At 60.1% G+C, this 19,136-nt stretch carries 19 protein-coding genes; 10 read left to right on the plus strand and 9 right to left on the minus strand.

All coding sequences use genetic code 11. The annotated features are described in order from the left end of the window. Position 1: 1 nt before the first annotated feature. On the minus strand, positions 2–304 hold the full coding sequence (locus V7714_RS06875; protein WP_290331855.1) for a PilZ domain-containing protein: 303 nt from the start codon (positions 302–304) through the stop codon (positions 2–4). Positions 305–397: 93 nt separating this feature from the next. Between V7714_RS06875 and V7714_RS06880 the strand changes: the two genes are divergently transcribed. Then, positions 398–1,510, plus strand: a complete 1,113-nt coding sequence (locus V7714_RS06880) for a serine hydrolase domain-containing protein (RefSeq protein WP_335709046.1) — start codon at positions 398–400, stop codon at positions 1,508–1,510. On the opposite strand, the gene V7714_RS06885 is transcribed toward V7714_RS06880, so the two are convergent. Together V7714_RS06885 and V7714_RS06890 are read right to left on the minus strand one after the other, a co-directional pair. Continuing rightward, positions 1,494–2,669, minus strand: a complete 1,176-nt coding sequence (locus V7714_RS06885) for an amino acid aminotransferase (protein ID WP_335709047.1) — start codon at positions 2,667–2,669, stop codon at positions 1,494–1,496. The two genes, V7714_RS06880 and V7714_RS06885, sit on opposite strands and share 17 nt — an antisense overlap. 138 nt (positions 2,670–2,807) lie before the next feature. Further along, a complete protein-coding gene (locus V7714_RS06890) occupies positions 2,808–3,743 on the minus strand; it encodes a DMT family transporter (protein WP_335709048.1) in 936 nt (311 codons plus the stop codon). A 151-nt stretch (positions 3,744–3,894) separates the two neighbouring features. Between V7714_RS06890 and V7714_RS06895 the strand changes: the two genes are divergently transcribed. From V7714_RS06895 to V7714_RS06905, 3 genes are all read left to right on the plus strand, one after another. Beyond that, positions 3,895–4,356 (plus strand): Lrp/AsnC family transcriptional regulator, encoded by a 462-nt coding sequence (locus V7714_RS06895; protein ID WP_290331859.1) that lies wholly within the window; start codon positions 3,895–3,897, stop codon positions 4,354–4,356. Positions 4,357–4,789: 433 nt separating this feature from the next. Continuing rightward, on the plus strand, positions 4,790–6,403 hold the full coding sequence (locus V7714_RS06900) for a DUF262 domain-containing protein (RefSeq protein WP_335709049.1): 1,614 nt from the start codon (positions 4,790–4,792) through the stop codon (positions 6,401–6,403). Then, complete coding sequence (locus tag V7714_RS06905) at positions 6,390–7,214, plus strand: PIN-like domain-containing protein (RefSeq protein WP_335709050.1); 825 nt, start codon at positions 6,390–6,392, stop codon at positions 7,212–7,214. Before V7714_RS06900 ends, V7714_RS06905 begins: the two co-directional genes overlap by 14 nt. Positions 7,215–7,476: 262 nt before the next feature. Here the strand turns inward: V7714_RS06905 and V7714_RS06910 are convergent, their stop codons facing one another. After that, the gene (locus V7714_RS06910; RefSeq protein ID WP_335709051.1) at positions 7,477–8,649 is read right to left on the minus strand and encodes a DUF3103 family protein; all 1,173 of its coding nucleotides are present in this window, start codon (positions 8,647–8,649) and stop codon (positions 7,477–7,479) included. A 489-nt stretch (positions 8,650–9,138) separates the two neighbouring features. On the opposite strand from V7714_RS06910, the gene V7714_RS06915 reads away from it, so the two are divergent. The 3 genes from V7714_RS06915 (at position 9,139) to V7714_RS06925 (ending at position 11,959) form a co-directional block, all read left to right on the plus strand. Then, positions 9,139–9,621 (plus strand): MarR family winged helix-turn-helix transcriptional regulator, encoded by a 483-nt coding sequence (locus V7714_RS06915; RefSeq protein ID WP_335709052.1) that lies wholly within the window; start codon positions 9,139–9,141, stop codon positions 9,619–9,621. Between the two features lie 246 nt (positions 9,622–9,867). Next, complete coding sequence (locus V7714_RS06920) at positions 9,868–10,224, plus strand: hypothetical protein (protein WP_335709053.1); 357 nt, start codon at positions 9,868–9,870, stop codon at positions 10,222–10,224. Between the two features lie 265 nt (positions 10,225–10,489). After that, entirely contained in the window at positions 10,490–11,959 is a 1,470-nt protein-coding gene (locus tag V7714_RS06925; protein ID WP_335709054.1) for an amidohydrolase family protein, read from the plus strand. A 342-nt stretch (positions 11,960–12,301) separates the two neighbouring features. Here the strand turns inward: V7714_RS06925 and V7714_RS06930 are convergent, their stop codons facing one another. Further along, on the minus strand, positions 12,302–13,180 hold the full coding sequence (locus V7714_RS06930) for a LysR family transcriptional regulator (RefSeq protein WP_335709055.1): 879 nt from the start codon (positions 13,178–13,180) through the stop codon (positions 12,302–12,304). A gap of 91 nt (positions 13,181–13,271) precedes the next feature. Here V7714_RS06930 and V7714_RS06935 point away from each other — a divergent pair, with 91 nt between their 5' ends. Further along, positions 13,272–14,240 carry an MBL fold metallo-hydrolase gene (locus tag V7714_RS06935; RefSeq protein ID WP_335709056.1) on the plus strand — a complete coding sequence of 323 codons (969 nt, stop codon included), beginning with the start codon at positions 13,272–13,274 and terminating at the stop codon, positions 14,238–14,240. A gap of 108 nt (positions 14,241–14,348) precedes the next feature. Here V7714_RS06935 and V7714_RS06940 read toward each other — a convergent pair whose 3' ends face one another. The 4 genes from V7714_RS06940 to V7714_RS06955 all read right to left on the minus strand — a co-directional run bounded on the left by V7714_RS06940 (position 14,349) and on the right by V7714_RS06955 (position 16,427). Then, the gene (locus V7714_RS06940; protein ID WP_335709057.1) at positions 14,349–14,519 is read right to left on the minus strand and encodes a hypothetical protein; all 171 of its coding nucleotides are present in this window, start codon (positions 14,517–14,519) and stop codon (positions 14,349–14,351) included. A gap of 7 nt (positions 14,520–14,526) precedes the next feature. Next, positions 14,527–14,949, minus strand: a complete 423-nt coding sequence (locus V7714_RS06945; RefSeq protein ID WP_290332051.1) for an ExbD/TolR family protein — start codon at positions 14,947–14,949, stop codon at positions 14,527–14,529. A 2-nt stretch (positions 14,950–14,951) separates the two neighbouring features. Then, positions 14,952–15,698 carry a MotA/TolQ/ExbB proton channel family protein gene (locus tag V7714_RS06950; RefSeq protein ID WP_335709058.1) on the minus strand — a complete coding sequence of 249 codons (747 nt, stop codon included), beginning with the start codon at positions 15,696–15,698 and terminating at the stop codon, positions 14,952–14,954. 69 nt (positions 15,699–15,767) lie between these two features. Further along, positions 15,768–16,427, minus strand: a complete 660-nt coding sequence (locus V7714_RS06955; RefSeq protein WP_335709059.1) for an energy transducer TonB — start codon at positions 16,425–16,427, stop codon at positions 15,768–15,770. A 162-nt stretch (positions 16,428–16,589) separates the two neighbouring features. On the opposite strand from V7714_RS06955, the gene V7714_RS06960 reads away from it, so the two are divergent. Both V7714_RS06960 and V7714_RS06965 read left to right on the plus strand, forming a co-directional pair. Continuing rightward, on the plus strand, positions 16,590–17,633 hold the full coding sequence (locus V7714_RS06960; protein WP_442890661.1) for a YheT family hydrolase: 1,044 nt from the start codon (positions 16,590–16,592) through the stop codon (positions 17,631–17,633). 64 nt (positions 17,634–17,697) lie between these two features. Continuing rightward, on the plus strand, positions 17,698–19,071 hold the full coding sequence (locus V7714_RS06965; RefSeq protein WP_335709060.1) for a phosphomannomutase/phosphoglucomutase: 1,374 nt from the start codon (positions 17,698–17,700) through the stop codon (positions 19,069–19,071). Positions 19,072–19,136 lie beyond the last annotated feature (65 nt).

Below are 19,136 nucleotides of genomic sequence, written 5' to 3' on the forward strand. Positions count from 1 at the left end.
TTCAGGTCAGTATCTGGACAATCTCCAGGCCAATTTCATAGGTCAGCCCAGCCTCGATCTCATGGCAGCGACGTACCTTCACCCTGGCCGTCATCGGCGGTACCGCCTTGCCACCGTTGCGCGGCGGCATCACTGTCACCTCAAGCTCCTCGTCGTGGCGGGGCACGAAGTTGCTATGTATCGTGAGGCCGCCAACAGAAAGGTCAGTACAGGTACCGTAATAGCTCGGCCCGATATCCAGCGTGCGGATACGGGCGGGACAAGCTACCGGAACGCGGCGGGCTGTACGCTTATCGCGGCTCATGGCCGGCCTTTGGGTTGAGTTCGCATGCTATGCAGGGATGAATGGCTCTCTCCATCAGCATAATCTGAAAAAGCCGCATCCAGAAACATTACGATGCAGACAAACGCCTTTTCAAAAAAGAACAGCCATGTCCGCACCAAGGACGTTACAGCGGTTGCAGTGGTGACGGTGGCACTGGCCGTATGCGTAGCCGAGACTCTGCACCCTATCACCCCACAAGCCCCTACCATGCTACTTGCACTGATCAGCCCACTGGCGCTGGCTACCCACCCAGTGCCACCCTATACCGCCGCCCTGGCCCAATTGCCAGACCGGCCATTCCGGGGCGTAGCCCTGATCAGCCAGGCGGGTGCCATCCAATGGCAATACCAGCAACTCGCCGCTGCAGATCTACCGCCGCGCTTTGTCATTGGCTCGCTGACCAAACAGATCACCGCAGCCATCGTCCTGCGCGAGGTGGATGCCGGCCGCGCCCAGCTGGATGCACCGGTAGGCAAGTACCTTCCGCAGCTCGACCCTGCCTGGCGTAGCCAGGTTACCTTGCGCCAGCTGCTCGATCACACAGCAGGGCTGACAGGTGAAGCTGGCCCACCCAGCACCCCGCCAGGCAGCCAGTTTGCCTATTCCAATCGGGCTTACGACCTGCTGGGCCATGTTGCGGCCAGCAGCAGCGGGCAAAGCTATGAGCAGCTGGCCAAGGACGTATTCCGCCTATGTGGCATGCACAGCGCCGCCGTGCAAGACCAGCAGCCCAGGCAGCCCGGCTTGCAGGAGCAAGAGGATGGCGCACTGCAGCCAGCTAAAGGCGCCACTTCGGTCGCTTCCGGCGGCATCGTTGCCAGTGCCGATGACTTGGTACGGTGGCAAGCCTGCCTGCACGGGGGCAAACTACTCTCGTCGGCCAGCTACCGCGCCATGGTCACCCCCAGCAGCCAGCGGCCACATCGCTGGGGTACGCTGGCTTATGGCCTGGGTTTGCAGATCAGCCAGGCCGATGGCTTGCTCGAATACAGCCATAGCGGCTATACCGCAGGCTATATCGCCACCCTCAGCTACTATCCGGCCAGCCAGACCAGCATGGTGGTATTGGAAAGCACCAGCTGGCGCAGCAGCGATATCGTCAGGGCCTTCGCCCCCCACGATAGCCTGAGGGCCCTGTTAAGACAGCACCTCCAGGCCCCATCGGCAACTAGGCCGCCAGGCTAACCCGCGCAACTGCATCGGCCAGCTCATCTATACGGCTCTCATCCAGGCCCGCCAGATTGATGCGGCCACCTGCCACCAGGTAGATGGCAAACTCATCGCGCAGCCGTGCAATAGCCGCCTCGCTTAGTGGCAACATGGAGAACATACCCTTGTGCTGGCGCAGATAGTCTGCCGCCAGGCCGCGCTGCGCCAATGCCGTCGCCAGCTTGTCGCGGCTAGCCAGCATGCGCAGGCGCATGGCTTCCAGTTCGGCCTGCCAGTTGGCCCGCAAATCATCAGACGCCATGATCATGGCCACGATCTCGGCACCATGGTCCGGCGGCATGGTGTAGCTGCGCCGCGCCAGTTCGAACAACTTACCGCGCACCAAGGCAGGTTGCGCCGATTTCACCATGGCCGCGCCAGTACGCTCGCGGTACAGGCCAAAATGCTTGGAGCACGAGTACACCAGCAGCATCTCGGGGCAAGCCGCAGCCAATACCCGCAAACCGGCTGCATCCTGTTCCAGCCCATCACCAAAGCCCTGGTAGGCCATATCAACAAACGGCAAAAATCCCTGCGCCTGCGCCATGGTGGCAATCGCCTGCCAATCCGCCAGGGTCAGGTCCAGGCCACTGGGGTTGTGGCAGCAGCCATGCAATAGCAGCACATCATCCTGGCCCAGGCCTGCCACCGCCTCAAGAAAGGCCTCGCGCCGCAGGGTGCCAGTTGCGGCATCCAGATAGGGATAGCGTTCAACACCCAGGCCAGCAGCCTGCATGATGGGGGCGTGGTTCACATAACTGGGGTCGCTGATCCAGATCTTGGCATGGCGCCGGCTGGCGGCAATCAGGTCTGCCACCAGGCGCAAGGCACCGCTGGCGCCAGGCGTCTGTATGGTCACCCAGGCGCTGGCATCTGCCTCCTGCCCCAGCACCAGTTGCTCCACGCAACGGTTGAAGCGCAGATTGCCCGCCAGGCCCACATAGCTCTTGCTGGGCTGATTGGCCGCAAGCTGCTGTTCCGCCTCGCGCACCGCCGCCATCACCGGCGTATTGCCGGCTGCATCGCGATACACCCCCACGCCCAGATCCAGCTTGTGGGTACGGCCGTCTGCGCGGAAAGCCTCGGCTACCGACAATATCGGATCAACAGCCGCAGGGCTCAGATTCTGGAACATGGGTGACTCCAAGTAAAAATAGGTAAGAAACACGCAAGCGCGCAGCAGACAGTACGTGGGTACGACAAGCTTGCACAACAACGCCAGAAGGTTTTGTTCGTGGCGCTTAGAGAGTATGGGCTGGCAGCCGCGCCAACCCTATCGGGACAAACGGTGAGTCAACACCACGCCAGCCACGATCAAGCCCATGCCCAGCAGGGAGGCCAGCGTGGGGACTTCGCCAAACAAGGGCAGCGCCAGCACCGACGCAACGACCGGCGTCAAAGCGCCCGCCGCCGCAGCCCGGCCAGCACCTAAACGCGCAATGGCATAGGCGTAGCAAAGCGTGGAGAGCAAGCCCACCCCCAAACCCTGCACCGCGACATGGAAACCCAGCGACGCCACCGGCAGGGCCAGCAAGCCGACGGGCGGGTGCATCAACAGCCAGACAGCCAGCAAGGCCAGCGAGCCACAAGAGATAACAGCCGCCCCTTCCCAGGGGCTCAGGCCAGACTGCTTGAGCGACACCGTGAAGTTGGCCCACATCAAGCTACCCAGCAGAAACAGGCCATAGCCCTGCCAGATATCGCCACTGCCATGATTGAGCAACAACATCAGCACCACGCCAGCCGCAATCAAGCCCAGCGCCCGCAGCTTGACGCTGGCCCAGGCCTGGCCGTAAAGCAATACGGAGATGGCCGCCACGAACAGCGGCAAGGTGCCCGGTATCAGGGTAGCCCCATCGCTGACCGGCGCGTGCCGCATGCCCATGCCCGCCACCAGAAAATAAGGCAAGCCACTGCCCGCCAGTATGCCCAGCAGATGGCGCAGGGGCACGGCCGCAATACGCCGCCACTGCCGCAGCAACACCGGCAGAAACACCAGCCCCGCCGGACCAAAACGCACCAGCGCCAGTTCATCCGGTGCCAGGTTGGCACGCGCACCCGCGCGCAGCGACAAAAAGAAACCCGCCCAGATCAATACCGTCACCACCAGCGCAGCCACCCCCAGCATAACGCCACGACGCTGCGCATCAAGGGTGTCGACCAGGCCACCGGCAGGTAGCGTCAATCGGGCATCGACAGGGGTAGTCATGGCAGAACTCCAGCGGGGCGGGGAATGCGCAAATTATCCGCCGCAAGCCTGGGTGTTTATGGGCATAGTTCACATAGGCACTCAGCAATATTGGCAATATCCACCAATCAACCCCACAATATGAGTGGAAACCACCAAGATCACCTAAACCATGGATCGCATAGACAGGCAAATGCTGCAGTTGCTGCAACAGGAGGGCCGGCTCAGCACGGTAGAACTGGCCGAGCGCGTTGCACTCTCGCCCTCCCCTTGCGCACGCCGGCTCAAACGGCTGGAAGACAGCGGCATCATCAGCAGCTACCGCGCCGTACTCAACCGCAAGCTGCTGCAGCTGGCCACCACGGTATTCGTCAACGTACGGCTCATGCACCACCGCGAAGATGCCGTCAGGCTGTTTGAAGAAGCCGTCACCACCATGGACGAGGTGATCGCCTGCCACGTGGTCTCGGGCGCATTCGATTACCTGCTGGAAGTCGTGGTGCGTGATCTGCCCGATTACGAAAAACTGGTGCGCAAACTGCAGGCGCTCAGCATGGTGCAGGACATCACCAGCAACTTCGCCATACGCACCGTCAAGAGTGGCACGCCGCTGCCTTTGCCTGGGCAGCTTTGAGCGCTGGCACGCGCAGCAGGTGCGTGCAGCGGACAATACGTGGGTACGGTGCGGATTCTGCTTGAACTGATTACGCGTTCTTGCCGCTCAAGATCGTGCCGCAGATTTTTCATGTGTACATTGCTGATTGGGGGGCTAGTGATGAATCGTTGGCCGCTTGTCGGCAGAAACGGTCATTGGTTGCTCTGTAAGATGGGGCCAGTCAGAGGCAGAAAGAGGGCTTTGAGGCCTGGGCGCCTTTCGACGCCCGGTTTCGTTGCACCTGAGCGCATATTTTCTACCCGTTGCTGACCTTCGTGCGGTCTCGGGTTAAGCGGCAGGTTACAAATCGCTACTAACGCCAGAAGCGACACGTCACCGACAAGTTATCAGGTTGGGTTGTCATCGCGATCCATGCTAAGGTTTATCACCTAAGGAACGAAAGCCCTTCACAGTGCAAACGCCACTAAATGCCTCCGCTAGCAGTGCTGGCGCCCTACTTTCCAGCTCAACATTTGATATCCCCCCGTTCCAGCGCGAGTATTCGTGGCAGGAAGATGAGGTCTCAGAGTTCTGGAGCGACTTACGCAATAGCATAGAAGCAGAGTCGTACTTCCTTGGTCTTATAATCCTAACCGACGAAGAAAAAAGAAAACACGTCGTAGATGGGCAGCAGCGCTTGGTTACGCTTACATTACTAGCAAATGCGCTTTATTTCGAAGCCGTAGAACGAGATCGGAAAGCGCTGGCGGACCGCATACAAGCTGACTTTCTTCGCTCTATAGACTATGCGACAGATCAGACAGATCCGCGTGTAAGGCTGACTGATCAAGCAGATAATGAAACCCTTCAGTCAATTCTCTCCACCGGACAGCCGCCAGTGGATACAGGAGAAGAAGGATCCGTATCTAGCCGAATGGTTCATTCATACAGATACCTACGCGAAAAACTGAGAGACGATCTCAAATCCGATCCATTCAAGCGGCTAGGCAAGTGGACCGAGTTTCTAACGCACAGAGTTTATTTTGCAGTTTTTGTACACCCGGACCCTGCTTCCGCGTACCAAGTTTTTGAAGTTATCAATACTAGGGGTAGAGAGCTCACAACAGCCGACCTACTTAAGAACTATGTTCTGAGTCAGACCGCACCACTGGAGCGCGAAGCCCGTTATAAGCAATGGCATTCAATCTCATGCCAGTTCTCGCCCGTTGGATCAAACTCTTTCGTTCAATATATCAGGCACGTGGTTACAGTGCAGAGCGGGCACATATTACCAAAGGACTTGTTTGGCTTTCTTGCACAACGTACTGCCAATTCCGATAAACACCCTCCGGCACCGACCAAGTTGATAGAGTTGCTAGAAAATCATCTGCCCTTATATATGCAGATGATTGACCCCTCTCTTGCTGGGCCTGCTGAACCAGAAGCACTAAAAGTCTTCGGAGCACTCAACAGTTTAGGCGTAATTGCAGTCCGACCAATTCTTTTGGCCGTCTCTAATGTGCCTGACTCCCTAAGTGGGATGAAATATGTTCTACAACTAGTACTACGTCGAATCGTTGTTGGGAACCTTGGCACTGGGAATGTTGAAAGAAGATTGGGTGAGGCTGCGAGAAGGGTGCATGAAACCGGAAATTGGAAGTCGCTTGTAGACGACCTGAAAGACTTGAATCCGACCAGGCAAGAATTCGTTGATCAAATCTGCAAACGATCCTTCAATAAGGGTGTACTCACATTTCTTCGCCGATCAATTCTCGCGAATAGCATTACACCGGATCCCACAGGCACGCTTCACTTCATTTGGACACGCCAAGCACCTCAATGGAATGGCATGAGCGAGGAGGACGGGGCATTTTGGGCCGCCACCATCGGCAACACGATCCTCTCGACACTAGATCGTAGACATAAAGCCGCTACTGATTGGCAAGGTTTCATTGAGCACATGCTATCTTCTACAATTCATGGCGAATGGGCGAGCAAATTGGGGGAAATTAATGAGTGGGACGCTGCCGCGATTGAACAGGTCGGTAAGGAATTGGCTAAGGTCGCTGGCGATGTTTGGTACTGATAAGGCCGATTTTCAGGAAAATTTACCTGAACAAGTAAGCCTATTTAATGTTCTTGATCGACGAACTGCGATCGAGTCTTTAGATGCCTTAGTCTACGCTTTGCGTCCATCGCATACGGCTACCCTCTTGGGGCGCACTGCGATTGGCCTAGACGCAAATGTTTTCTTGCGCCTTAGCGGGCATGCGAAAAGTGTGGACATCATCGACTACCTCAGCGCGACTCATTCTGCGCCATTGATTCTTCCTGGCCAAGCTATCCAAGAATTCTGGAATAATCAGCTCCAAGCAGTAGATACTGTAACATCAGGCCTAAGAAAGAAGTTTGATTCGCTGAAGGCAGACTTTGGGAAAGTTGATAAAAATTTTGGCGATTATGCCGCCCAAATCGATGAGCTACTTGAAAAGTTCAGTGCGGAACATGGGCACATCTATGAGGAAGGCACCGTACGTAAAACACTAGCCCTCTTAGAGATGCTGCAGAAGAAAGCTCTTGTACCTTATGCACCAAGGCTAAAATTTCGTGAGATTGCAGCTCAGCGCAAGAAGACAAAAACCCCACCTGGATTTAAAGACGAAGGAGACGGCGATTTTTTTATTTGGGTTGATCTATTAACTGGGCTTCAAAAGGCCAAAGCTGCCGGTCATGATTTCGACCTAGCAGTACTTATCTCGCATGACCAAAAGATCGATTGGAGCCGGGCTGGAATAGCTCATCCCATTCTTGTAGCAGAGGCTAAGGCGCTAGTCGGCGTGCCATTTGAGATTTGGACCATTGAAAAGCTGGCAAGCGAGATCGCCAACGCCACATGATATAGCTATGTCCTGGATAATCCGGAAATGGCGTACATTTCCGCTGAATGGGCAATTAGTGCTGTAAACCGGCAGTGACCGCGCTTTCTCAGGGAGATGAAGACTTTCCTGAGGAGTGGAAGGCTGCCAGAAATCGTCGGTTTAGCGCGCTTGTGTCCCCTACCCAAAAGTAAAAACCCCTCTCCATCCAGAGAGGGGTTTCCATCACCCTGCCCGCATACCAGCAGGCAAGGCGCAAACCAGCGTCACCGCAACAGCGGTTTTATTGCTCGTTCAAGCGATACGGCGTCAGCGTCATCACCACATTGCCGCCTACCCCCGCCCAATCGGTATAGGCACGGTTCTTTTCCAGGGTGTAGAACGCGTCCATATAGTCGTCGTCATTGGCGAACCAGTGGCTGGGCATGGCTTGCACAATGGCATTGGCTACCGTCGCGATAATGGCGAACTCCGGCTTGAACACACCCAGTATCTTCTCCACGCCCGAGGTCAGCGCCAGTACCAGGTCCTTGTAGTTGGTATTGTCGTCATGCTCGTAGAACAGCACATTGGCTGCGGCATAACGGAAATCCGCCCACTGGATCAGGATCTGGTTGGGGTTGTAGGTGGTGCCCGAGTAATCCAGGTAAGGCATGTCTACCGCCACGATCTGCGCCTTGGCTTGGTCTGGCTGTACGCCCGACACCAGCGCGTACACCTCGGCCGCACCCGAGATCCAGGGTTCCTGGTCATCCTTGACCGAGATACGGTCCAGCTTGGCGGTATCGACATAGCCACCAGCCTGCGCCCGTGCTTGCTGGGCCAGCTTGCCCGGCGCGGTCTGCATGCCATGCTGACGCAAAGCCTGGTTGATCAGCTTGAGGCCGGCACGCATGTCTTCGCGGGCATCGATGTCGGCCACCAGCACCGGCACATTCGGTGCCGATCGGGCATCGAAGCGGTGCACATTGCCCTGGCGGTCGTAGGCTTCGATCACCTTCCATTGCTTGTCGTCGCCAGCGGGCTCAAAGGCCACCAGGGTATTAGCCAGGCTGACCTCGGTGCTGGCCGTGGGCTGGTACAGCCGCACTTGCAGCAAGCCATCGCTATAGCCCTGCAGACCCTTGTGGCGCAGCGCCTCCTGATCCAGCCGCTTCAGCCCCTGGCTGTTGACCACCTGCTTGCCGGCAAAGCGCTGTACCCGCTCATACTGGGCCAGCACATTCCGCAGCGACGCGGCCTTGGCCTGCCCTGGTTTGGCTTCGACCTTCATCCGCTGCGCTAGGCTGGCGGCAAAATCCGGGTCGTTCAGCAATTGCGATACTTCATGTGCAGCCTGGCGCTTTACCAGGTCTACCGGTGTAGCGACTGCATTCAGGTCTTCCGCCTGTACACCCAATGCCAGCAGGCAAGCAGCACCTACCAGGCAACGTCGGGCCAGATGTTTCACACTCATGATTTCTCCTTAAGTTTTTATGGGTACTACATCGGTACGCTTTATCTCTACCAAGCGACCGATAGGCAAAACCTTAGTTGAGAGATCATGACAAATCAATATTTTGACGAAAATAATTCTCGCCAGAAAAATCGGGAAGCACCCTATGCCAGCCGCTTGGAAATCGCGAGGTACCCAGCCAAGTACCCGATATCTAAAAGGAAAATAGCGCGCATCATCCTGCCACAACCGCCGGCCAGGCCCTACTGGTAGAAGTAATGGGCTTTGTGGATAAAACCACGCCGTCCATATACATTTGTGTAAATGTATACAGGCATGCTAGTTTTAGCCCTGCGAACTCCGGCCCAGGCCGGCAGCGAACAGAGCAGCTTCCACCAGCGCCTCCGGGCGCTGTTTTTTTCTGTGCCCGCCCATCCCCCACCGGCTCTTGGTGAAATAGTTCGCCGCAAGCTCTAGAATCCGCCCATTCCCTTACTACGGCGCAAGCCAATGCCTCGCCCCGACCACCCTCTGGATGTAGAAGTACTGCAACAGTTCCGGCTGATTTTCCAATCCGTGCGCAAGCATTTTCAGTCGGTAGAGAAGCAATGCGGCATCTCTGGTTCGCAGCTCTGGGCCCTGGCTCGTATTGCCCAGCAGCCAGGCCAACGGGTTACCGAACTGGCCCGCGCCATGGCCATACATCAATCCACCGCCAGCAATCTGATAGAAGACCTGGTGCGCCAAGGCTTGATACGGCGCGAGCGCAGCCAGCAGGATCAACGCGCGGTACTGCTGCACCCTACCGAGCAAGGCCTGGCCGTCTATCAACGTGCCCCGCAGCCGCTGCGCGGACTCCTGCCCGACGCCTTGGAAAAGCTCGACCCCGCCGTCTTGCACGCGCTGCACGCCCAACTGGACACCCTCATCCGCGCCATGGGCCAGGATGTCGACCCCAAGGCCAAGCACACACCGCTATCGGATATACACTAGCTGGTTGGCGGGCGGAGAGTGGCAATACCTGGACAGTCTTCAGATTCCGGGGTAGCTGCCCACCTACACCGACGCATTCTCAGCGCTTCAAGAATGCCGCGCTGGTGATGGCAGCTTGCGGTTGATACGCTTCCAGCCAGATCGAAATTGCTATGTCACGTCTCGGCCAGAAGCGGAAGGTCGAGAACCCTCCCAAAAGCGGTCACATGCTCGTCCTTCAAGTCCTCAAGAAACACTAGGTGCCATATGTCGTCCACGCTCTCATACGCACAACACTGGATCGAACGAGCTTGGTCGGAAATGGGCCAAAACTTCGAGGCGAATCTTGTGCCGGTCTCTCGGTTTGACCGACTTGAAGTTGACGATATGGCGTTTCCATTCAAGAACGTCGCACTTGAGTCTTGGTGCTTGAAGGATGGGGTGCTAGTGAAAGATCCAAGTGCAAAGATAGTTCGTGTTCCTTTTATCGCGTTCTCGGTTGATGACAAGGAGAACACTATGAACATTCAGGTCCATTGGGCCGGTCGTTGTGGCTACGGTTTCGAGATCGTATTCGAAGAACATGGTAGCGTTCTCAATCAGAAAATGCGGTGGATTTCCTGACCCAACAGCCGCCTAGCCATTGCATTGAGGGTGCCTGCACGCCGGGCTTGCATGCACCTTCTGTCCTTTGGGCTCTGGCTGCCCCTCACTTACCAGCGCTTTGGTCAGCCTGAGCCAGCACGACTGACAGCGACCACCAGCGTCCGCACTCAACCCAGCCCAGACGCCGCCACGCCACACATCCCGCCCCAACCCTAGCTTGCATTCGCACTGGCGCACGCTTGTTGGCATCATGCGCAGCAATTGCAATTCACGAGACTCGCGCATGAAGTACCTGCTCCTCCCCCTCGCAGCGGCCATCCTCACCGGCTGCGCCAATCTATCGACCAGCCAGCCCGGCAGCCGCCTGGATGGATCGGGCTATCCCGTCGAAGTCTGTGCGCCGCGCTATGCCGGGGTTGCCGCCAGTTGCCAGCTGTCGGGCGCAGGCAGCAAGCAGGTCTGGCGGGCCAACCTCATCAGCGATGGCAAGCTCTATATCGGTGGCGCCCTGCGTGTAGGCAGCGATGGCAAGATAGAAGCTACCGGCTGCCAAGTTGCCAACGACGATGCCGTCGTGGTCGACTGCCCCGGCGCCTTGCTATCTGCCGGCCTGATCAACTTGCACGAGCATATCGACTACAGCTATCAGCAACCGCCACAGCCGCCCAAGCTCACCTGGCAGCATCGGCACGAGTGGCGCAAGCTACTGCCGGCCGAGCGTGGTTTTGAAGGCGACGCCCCCAAAGACCCCCAGGCCCGTACCGAGGTATCCGAACGCGCCATGCTGAGGCATGCCCTCAGCGGCACTACTGCCCTGGCAGGCGCCAAGGACTACCGCGTGTTCCTGCGCAATCTCAAGCTGGTAGACGGCCAATTGGCCACGCCTGCAGGCAAGCCCGTCACCGACAACACCTTCCCGCTCAACGATGCCCGCAGCATGCAATGGCCGCTGGCCCCCTGCACCCGCGAGCAGCTCGCCCAGATCAAGTTCGACCCCGCCCACCCCTATGTGCCCCACGTAGGAGAAGGCACCAACGACGGCGCCCGACATGAGATCGATTGCGTACTGGACGCCATACGCGACAAAGCCAGCCCCAGCGCCTTCATCCACGCAGTGGCGGTCGCCGGCCCACAACTGCAGCGCCTGGCCGAGCAGAAAGTCGCCGTCGTCGCCTCGCCCCGCTCCAACTTCCAGCTCTATGGCCGCACAGCTCCTCTGGCCGAGTTCAAGCAGGCCGGCGTCAATATCGCCCTGGGCACCGATTGGTCGCCCTCCGGCTCGCTGACCGAACTGGACGAAGCCCGCTGCCTGGCCCGCTACAACCGCGACAGCCTGCAAAGCCTGTTCAGCGGCGCCGACATCCACCGCATGATGACCGAGAACGCCGCAGCCGCCGTCGGCCTGCAGGGCCAACTCGGCAAACTGGCCGTGGGCGAGCAGGCCGATTTCGTCCTGTTCGATACCGAAGCCCGCCCCTCGCTCGGCGCCGTCCTGGAACACAGCGCCTTGCGCCAGACCCTCGCGGTCTTCATCGGTGGCCGGGCAGCCAGCCTGCCCAGCAGCTGGGCCGGCAAGCTCCCGCAACTGGAACACTGCATGGCCGACCCCCGCGACCTGTGCGGCCAGCAGCGCACCATCTGCGGCGCCCACCCCCAACGCAACCTGGCCCAGCTACTGCAGCAAGCCACCTACACCATAGACGACGCCAAAATCTGCCAACCGCAGCCAACCAACGATTGCGTGCTGCGCTAAGAGCCTGTTTAAAGACTTTTCGCCGCGTCGTTCGCAACCTTGCCGGATGAAGGGCAAGGCGCAAGCCGCGCAGCGGTACGGGTACCGTAAGCGGCTTGCAACGCCGCCATTCGCCGGCAAGGCTGCGAACCCGTAGGGCTGATCTGGAAAACGGCCATCCACTGCGTTGTGGCGCTTGGCAATAACTGGTTATTGCCTGCGCACCACGCCTTGTGCCTGGCCTTTTTCCAGATCAGCGACACGGCGAAAAGACTTTGAACAGGCTCTAAGACACGAACTGAAATCGGTGTTGGGGTATGCGCAACTGCACAGGCGCCAGGGCAACCGGATAGCGCCTGGCAGCTAACCCGCCATTGCGCTCCCCAGGGTCTGTTGCAGTAGCTGAAACACCACCTTGATACGCATCGTCTCGCGCAAATCGGGGTGGATCAGCAGCCAGAGGGCCGTTGCGCACTCGGGTATGGGCTCCCCCACCCGCTGCAGTGAGGTAGCGGCATCACCGAGTATGCAGGGCAGTACCGCCAAACCCAGGCCGTGGATACAGGCTTCCCGCACCAGGCCAAAGCTGCTGGTGCGGTAGCCCACCTGCTCCAGCGGCTGGCGCGCAGCCAGCCAGCGCAGGGTGCGGTGGCCGCTGTAGGTATCGTCCAGCGCAATCCACGCATGCTCATCTGGCGCCAGCGCTGTAGTGGCAGCCAGATAGGGCCGCGCACCGTAAACGCAAAAGTCCAGCGGTGCGATACGCTTACCTATCAGGTAATCAGGCGGTTGCGAGGTGGGGCGGATGGCGATATCGGCATCACGCTTCGATAGATTGGCCGAGCGATTATCGACCTCTACCGTCAGGCTGATCTGCGGATACTGCCGTCGGCACTGCGCAATGATGGGTTGCAGCAGCGCAAGGGCTATGGTGTCTGTGGTGGAGATACGCACCTGCCCGCTGGGGCGCATATCTCGCCCTGCCACTCGTAACAAGGCCTGGGTAGCCGTACTGTCCATCTCGGCCCCCGCCCGTATCAGCTCATCCCCTGCCGCAGTAGCGTGGTAGCGACCACCGCTGCGCTCGAACAGCCGCACGCCAAGGCGGCCCTCCAGCTGATTCAGCCGCCGGAACACCGTGGCATGGTTCACCCCCATACGCCTGGCGGCCCCAGCCAGCGAGCCACTTTCCCCTATCCAGGCAACCAGGCGCAGATCGTTCAGGTCTTCCACTTCTTGCATTTTTGCAAACTCAGCTTTTTGTTATTGGCAATTCTATTGCAAATATCGAAAACATAGAATGCAGCCATCCCAACCAGAGCTGGAGACCAACATGAAACACAATCTGATCAGCACCACCCTTGCCGTACTGTTTGCGGTGGGCACGGCCCACGCCGCCGAGCCCATCTGGGATGGCAACACCGTGCAGATGGTGAGCGAGAAGCTGGGCGATGGCACCTATGCCTTCTATGCCGACAATGCCCGCGAGCTGAACGCCAAGGGGGGTGCAGCCGCCACCAGCGGCGGCCTCATCGTGGGCAGCAAGGGGGCGCTGCTGGTCGAGACCATGCTCAACCAGCGCCTCAACACGCAAGTGCAGGCACTCAGCCAGAAACTGGGCAAGAAACCGCTGCTCTACGCCGTCAACACCAGCGCACACGGCGACCATGCCTACGGCAATATGTATCTGCCTGCCGGTACCGTCGTCGTGCAGCATGCCCATACCCGACGCTATATGGATCATCACCTGGCCGACGACAAGGCCTTCATGATCAAGCACTTCGGCACCGGCCGAGGTATCGAGGAGATCAAGGCACGTACCGGCGATGTGTTGGTACCCGCTGGCGGCACAGTCAGCCTGGACCTTGGGGGCAAGACCGTAGACGTAATGGATTTCGGCTTTGCCCAGACCGGCGGCGACCTGTGGGTATGGGAACCCCAGGCCAAGGTCCTGTGGGCCGGCAACGCAATCATCGCCAGCAAGCCGGCCCTGCCCTGGCTGCTGGACGGCAAGCTGGAAGCCACACTGGCCACGCTGCGCCGCGTCTACGATTTCCTGCCGGCCGATGCACGCATCGTCCCCGGCCATGGCGTACCCTTGGCCAAGGAAGACCTGAAGTGGCACATCGACTACCTGGCCACCGTGCATGCCCAGGTCAAGGCCGCCGTAGCGCAGGGCCTTAGCCTGGAACAGACAGTCAAGCAGGTCGCCATGCCAGAGTTCGCAGGCTACGCCTTGTTTGGCTGGGTACACCCCGGCCTGAACGTACCCGCCGCCTACAAGGACTTGAGCAACAAGTAGGCGCAGCACAGCAAAAAGGCGGTGCCGGATTCTGGTATCCGCACCGCCCTTACGCATTGCGCTGCCACTCGACGGTGAGGCCAACCTTCAAGCACCCCATCACCCCAGCTAACGCCTATGCACCACCACCGTATGCAGCCTGCCCACCGACGGCACCTTGGTGCAGGTATCCGCAGCGCAACCGCCCTGCCGGCGGTAGCTGCAGCGCAGGCAGGGGTCTACCCGCCAAGCCAGCCAGCCTACTCCCAAGGCAACACCCAGCAGTAGCAGGCCGGCCATGATCATGCTATTGCCCCGGCTCGGTCACAAAGCCCAGCTTGTGCACACCGGCCCGCTGCGCCGCTGCCATGACCTGGGCAACATGCTCATATTCCACCTTGCGGTCGGCCCGGATATGCACCTCGGGCTGGGGCTGCTGCCTGGCCAGTGTGGCCAACCTGGCTTCGAATTCCGCCTTGGCGACCACGGCTTCGTTCCAGTGTATGGCGCCGTCCTGGGTGACGGCGATGGTCACCGTCTCGGGCTTGATCTCATTGGGGGTATTGTCGGCCCTGGGCAGATCCAGCTTCACCGAATGGGTGATCACCGGCACGGTGATGATGAAGATGATCAGCAGCACCAGCATGACGTCCACCAGCGGTGTCATGTTGATCTCGCTCATCACCCCGCCGCCGCTGGGGCCATCGAAGTTGCCGCTGCCGAAGGCCATGATCAGCGCCCCTCTGCGTGGCTGGGCTTGACGCTGGTCAGCACCGGCTTGCCGCCCGGCTCGGTACGTACTGCCGGTGCGCCGGTGACAAAGTAGGCATGCAGGTCGTGGGCAAAGCGGTTGATACGGCCCAGCAAGGCATTGTTGCCACGGGTCAGCGCGTTGTAGCCCAATACCGCTGGGATGGCGACCACCAGGCCGAAGGCCGTCATGATCAGCGACTCCCCCACCGGGCCTGCCACCTTGTCTATGCTCACCTGGCCCGAGAATCCAATGCTGACCAAGGCATGAAAGATGCCCCAGACCGTGCCCAGCAGGCCCACGAAGGGGGCGGTGGAGCCGACCGAGGCCAGGATGGAGAGGCCGGACTGCATGCGCTCTACCGATTCATCAATGGCGCGCTTGAGGCAGCTGGTCACCCAGTCGCTCAGGGTCAGCTGGCCGTGCAGATCGCCTTGGCTGTCGCGGTGATGCGCCACGGCATCGCGGCCTTCTTCCGCCAGGTTGCGGAAAGGATTGTCCTCCCGCGTGCCGTCCAGCAGGTGCAGGCCTTCGGAGAACGACTGGGCGTGCCAGAACTCGGCCGTTGCGGCGTGGGCCATGCGGCGCTGCTGCATCTGGCGCAAGGCGCGGGTCACAATCACGTACCACGACACGATAGACATCAGCAGCAGGGCGATGGCTACGCTGCGGGTCACGAAATCGCCCTGCGCCCACATATTGGCAAGGCTGAAATGGTTGGGGTTCATACCAAGAAGTCTCCGGTGTAACAGATCAGGTGGCGGGTACGGCGTGTACCTGCCACCGTATTGGGCAAATCAGGCGTCCAGCGAAAAATTGATGGGCAGGTCATAGCGATAGGGGATGGCGGCATCACCCTGCTTGGCTGGCACAAAGCGCCAGCGCTTGACGGCTGCCAAGGCGGCGTCATCCAGGCGGTCGTGACCGCTGGTGCGCTTGAGCTTGATATCGCCCACCGAGCCATCGGCCAGCACATACACCGACAGCACTACCCGCCCCGCTTCGCCCAGCTTGCGCGACATGGCCGGATAGGCCGGTGCCTGGTTATTGAGATAGCTGGCATTGCTCAACGGCGGCACGATGGGTGCCGGTGCGGGCTCAGGTGCTGCTGCAGGCTCGGCCTTGGCCACCTCGACCGGCGGTGTCGGCTCGACCGGGGGCGCCGTAATGGCATTGGGTGCAGGTGGCGCCTGCTTGATCGGCGGCAGCGGCGTAGGCGTAGGCGTAGGCTTGGGCCGGACGATAGGCTGGGGCTTGGGCGGCTGCGGGGTGGGCTCGCTGGGGGGCGCCACAACGGGCATGGGCTGGGGTAGCACGACAGCCGTGATTACCTCGGGCGGCTTGATAGGCAAGGGCCTATCCATGCCCATGGCTAACCCGCCCAAGGCAAGCGCGTGGGCACCGCAAACCAGCAGCAAGGGGGTAAAACCAGGGTTCAAGGCGCGAAGGCTGAGCATGAAACTACAATCAAAAACAAAATGAGTTTGCGAAGTATTCTCATTTTATTGAGAATTGTTTTCAATAGCAAAAGAAATTGCTGCCGTGCAACAGATTTGCATCAGCCCTTGGCCTCAACAAAACAGCAGCTTAGCGCCCCCCTCTGCAGATCGGTACCCGCCATGCATGCCATCCAGGCCCTTGCCCTGCCCATGCGCCGTACAATCAACGCCATGAGCCATTTGCCTGCCTACCACCCTCCCCGCTGGCTGCTCGGCCCGCATAGCGAGACCATCTATCCCGCGCTGGCCCTCAAGCGCCCTGCGCCGCCCTATCGCAGGGAAATCTGGCCTACACCCGATGGCGACGAAATCGCGATCGATTGGCTTACCACCCCCAGCAAGGCACATGCGCCCCTGCTGGTGCACTTTCATGGCCTGGAAGGCAGCGGCAACAGCCACTATGCCGTGGCACTCATGCAGGCGGCAGCGCACCGTGGCTGGCGGGCCGCGGTGGCGCATTTCCGGGGCTGCGGCGGGCATCGCAACCGCAAGCCACGGGCTTATCACGCAGGCGATAGCGGCGAGATAGACTGGATACTGCGGTGTTTTCGGCAACAGCACGATGGCCCCATGCTGGCAGCAGGCGTATCGCTGGGCGGCAATGCCCTGGCCAAATGGCTGGGCGAGCAAGGCAATGCCGCCCATACAGCCCTGGATGGCGCGGCCGTCATCTCGGCTCCCCTGGACTTGGTCGCCGCCGGCCAGGTACTGGACAAGGGCCTGAACCGCGCCATCTATACCCGCGAGTTCCTGCGTACCCTGCGGCCCAAGACCTTGGCGCACCTGGCGGCGTTTGAGCAGGAGCTGGCTTTTTTGGGCGTGACCCCGCGCGAGATTGCCGCTGCCCGCACCTTCAAGGAATTCGACAACCGGGTGACCGCCCCCCTGCATGGCTTTCGCGACGTACATGATTACTGGTCACGGGCCAGCAGCAAACCCTGGCTGCAGCACATCACCGTACCCACGCTTGTCATCAATGCCAGGAATGATCCATTCCTGCCAGCGGCGGCGCTGCCGGGCCAGCACGAAGTCAGCAGCTCGGTTACGCTGCTGCAAACCGAGCGTGGTGGCCATGTGGGCTTTACCGAAGGGCCCTTCCCTGGCCGTATAGACTGGCTGCCACGGTGCCTGCTGGCCTACTTCGAGCCGCTGCTGCCTGCCTGAGCGCCCGCGCAAGCTTGCCGGCCAGACACTACAATCGTCATTCAACCTTGAGCCCAACCCCGCCATGCCACAGATTGCCCCCCAGATATTCAAGGCCTACGACATACGCGGCATCGTCGGCAAGACGCTGACCACCGACGCCGCCCTGCTGATAGGCCGCGCCATAGGCAGCGAGGCCTTGGCGCGGGGTCAGGCACGGCTGGTTCTGGGGCGTGACGGTCGTCACGCCAGCCCCAGCTTGGCCGAGGCCTTGTTGGCCGGGCTGCAGGCCTGCGGCATCACGGTCATCGACCTGGGCGTAGTGCCCACGCCCCTGGTCTGGTTTGCCGCCCATCACCTGGAGACGCTGTCCGGTGTCATGGTCACCGGCAGCCATAATCCGCCGGAGTACAACGGGGTCAAGATCATGCTGGCGGGCGAAACCCTGGCCGGCGATGCCATTCAGGCCCTCCGCGCCCGTATTGAGGCGGGGGATTTTGCCACCGGCGAGGGCAGCTATAGCCAATACGACATCCGCGAAGACTATCTGCACCGCATCAGCAGCGATCTGCAGCTACAACGCCGCGTCAGCGTGGTGGTGGATGCCGGCAACGGCGCGGGCGGCGGCATTGCGCCTGTCCTATACCGCCGTCTGGGCTGCCGTGTGCGGGAGCTGTTCTGCGACCTAGACGGCGACTTCCCCAACCACCACCCCGATCCCGCCCGGCCCGAGAACCTGGCCGACCTGGCCCACGCCCTGGCTGTCACCGATGCCGAGCTGGGACTGGCTTTCGACGGCGATGCAGATCGCCTGGGCGTGGTTACCAAGGACGGCACCATCATCTACCCCGACCGCCTGCTGATGGCTTTCGCCGCCGATGCGCTCAGCCGCCAACCGGGCGGCAGGGTGGTCTACGATGTCAAATCCAGCCGGCTGGTAGCCCCCTGGGTCAAGCAGCACAAGGGCCGTGCCGTCATGGCGCGTACCGGCCACAGCTATATGAAGGCCAAGATGAAGGAGAGCGGCGCTCTGGTCGGCGGCGAGCTCAGCGGCCATCTGTTCTTTGCCGAACGCTGGTATGGCTTCGACGATGGCATCTATGCCGGTGCGCGGCTACTGGAGATACTCTCGCAGGTCGACGACCCCAGCGCCCTGCTCAACGCCCTGCCGCAAGGCCAGAGTACGCCAGAGATACAGATACCCATGGCCGAAGGCGCCGCCCACGCGCTGATAGACAAGCTCAAGACCAGCGCCCGCTTCCCCGATGCGGAAGTGATCACGCTTGATGGGCTGCGGGTAGAGTATGAAGATGGCTTCGGCCTGTTGCGTGCGTCCAATACCACACCCGTGCTGGTGCTGCGCTTTGAAGGCGACGACAGCAAGGCCCTCAAGCGCATTCAAGCCACCTTCCGCAAGCTGCTGCACAAGGAACTCGGCACCACCGAACTGCCGTTCTGAGTTCCACTACGCTGGGCCGGCACCAACCCAGGCCGCCCCTTATCCAGGCGGCCCTTATCGCCGCG

Origin of the sequence: Chitinimonas sp. JJ19 (assembly GCF_036961565.1) — a bacterium.
GTDB lineage: Bacteria > Pseudomonadota > Gammaproteobacteria > Burkholderiales > Chitinimonadaceae > Chitinimonas.

What these genes read in the sequence shown, in the direction of transcription:
- V7714_RS06960 (WP_442890661.1), top strand. Translation starts at nt 16,590, where the DNA reads ATGCATGCCATCCAGGCCCTTGCCCTGCCCATGCGCCGTACAATCAAC.
- V7714_RS06910 (WP_335709051.1), bottom strand. Translation starts at nt 8,649, where the DNA reads ATGAGTGTGAAACATCTGGCCCGACGTTGCCTGGTAGGTGCTGCTTGC.
- V7714_RS06950 (WP_335709058.1), bottom strand. Translation starts at nt 15,698, where the DNA reads ATGAACCCCAACCATTTCAGCCTTGCCAATATGTGGGCGCAGGGCGAT.
- V7714_RS06955 (WP_335709059.1), bottom strand. Translation starts at nt 16,427, where the DNA reads ATGCTCAGCCTTCGCGCCTTGAACCCTGGTTTTACCCCCTTGCTGCTG.
- V7714_RS06965 (WP_335709060.1), top strand. Translation starts at nt 17,698, where the DNA reads ATGCCACAGATTGCCCCCCAGATATTCAAGGCCTACGACATACGCGGC.
- V7714_RS06890 (WP_335709048.1), bottom strand. Translation starts at nt 3,743, where the DNA reads ATGACTACCCCTGTCGATGCCCGATTGACGCTACCTGCCGGTGGCCTG.
- V7714_RS06925 (WP_335709054.1), top strand. Translation starts at nt 10,490, where the DNA reads ATGAAGTACCTGCTCCTCCCCCTCGCAGCGGCCATCCTCACCGGCTGC.
- V7714_RS06915 (WP_335709052.1), top strand. Translation starts at nt 9,139, where the DNA reads ATGCCTCGCCCCGACCACCCTCTGGATGTAGAAGTACTGCAACAGTTC.
- V7714_RS06935 (WP_335709056.1), top strand. Translation starts at nt 13,272, where the DNA reads ATGAAACACAATCTGATCAGCACCACCCTTGCCGTACTGTTTGCGGTG.
- V7714_RS06875 (WP_290331855.1), bottom strand. Translation starts at nt 304, where the DNA reads ATGAGCCGCGATAAGCGTACAGCCCGCCGCGTTCCGGTAGCTTGTCCC.
- V7714_RS06905 (WP_335709050.1), top strand. Translation starts at nt 6,390, where the DNA reads ATGTTTGGTACTGATAAGGCCGATTTTCAGGAAAATTTACCTGAACAA.
- V7714_RS06930 (WP_335709055.1), bottom strand. Translation starts at nt 13,180, where the DNA reads ATGCAAGAAGTGGAAGACCTGAACGATCTGCGCCTGGTTGCCTGGATA.
- V7714_RS06940 (WP_335709057.1), bottom strand. Translation starts at nt 14,519, where the DNA reads ATGGCCGGCCTGCTACTGCTGGGTGTTGCCTTGGGAGTAGGCTGGCTG.
- V7714_RS06920 (WP_335709053.1), top strand. Translation starts at nt 9,868, where the DNA reads ATGTCGTCCACGCTCTCATACGCACAACACTGGATCGAACGAGCTTGG.
- V7714_RS06885 (WP_335709047.1), bottom strand. Translation starts at nt 2,669, where the DNA reads ATGTTCCAGAATCTGAGCCCTGCGGCTGTTGATCCGATATTGTCGGTA.
- V7714_RS06880 (WP_335709046.1), top strand. Translation starts at nt 398, where the DNA reads ATGCAGACAAACGCCTTTTCAAAAAAGAACAGCCATGTCCGCACCAAG.
- V7714_RS06895 (WP_290331859.1), top strand. Translation starts at nt 3,895, where the DNA reads ATGGATCGCATAGACAGGCAAATGCTGCAGTTGCTGCAACAGGAGGGC.
- V7714_RS06945 (WP_290332051.1), bottom strand. Translation starts at nt 14,949, where the DNA reads ATGGCCTTCGGCAGCGGCAACTTCGATGGCCCCAGCGGCGGCGGGGTG.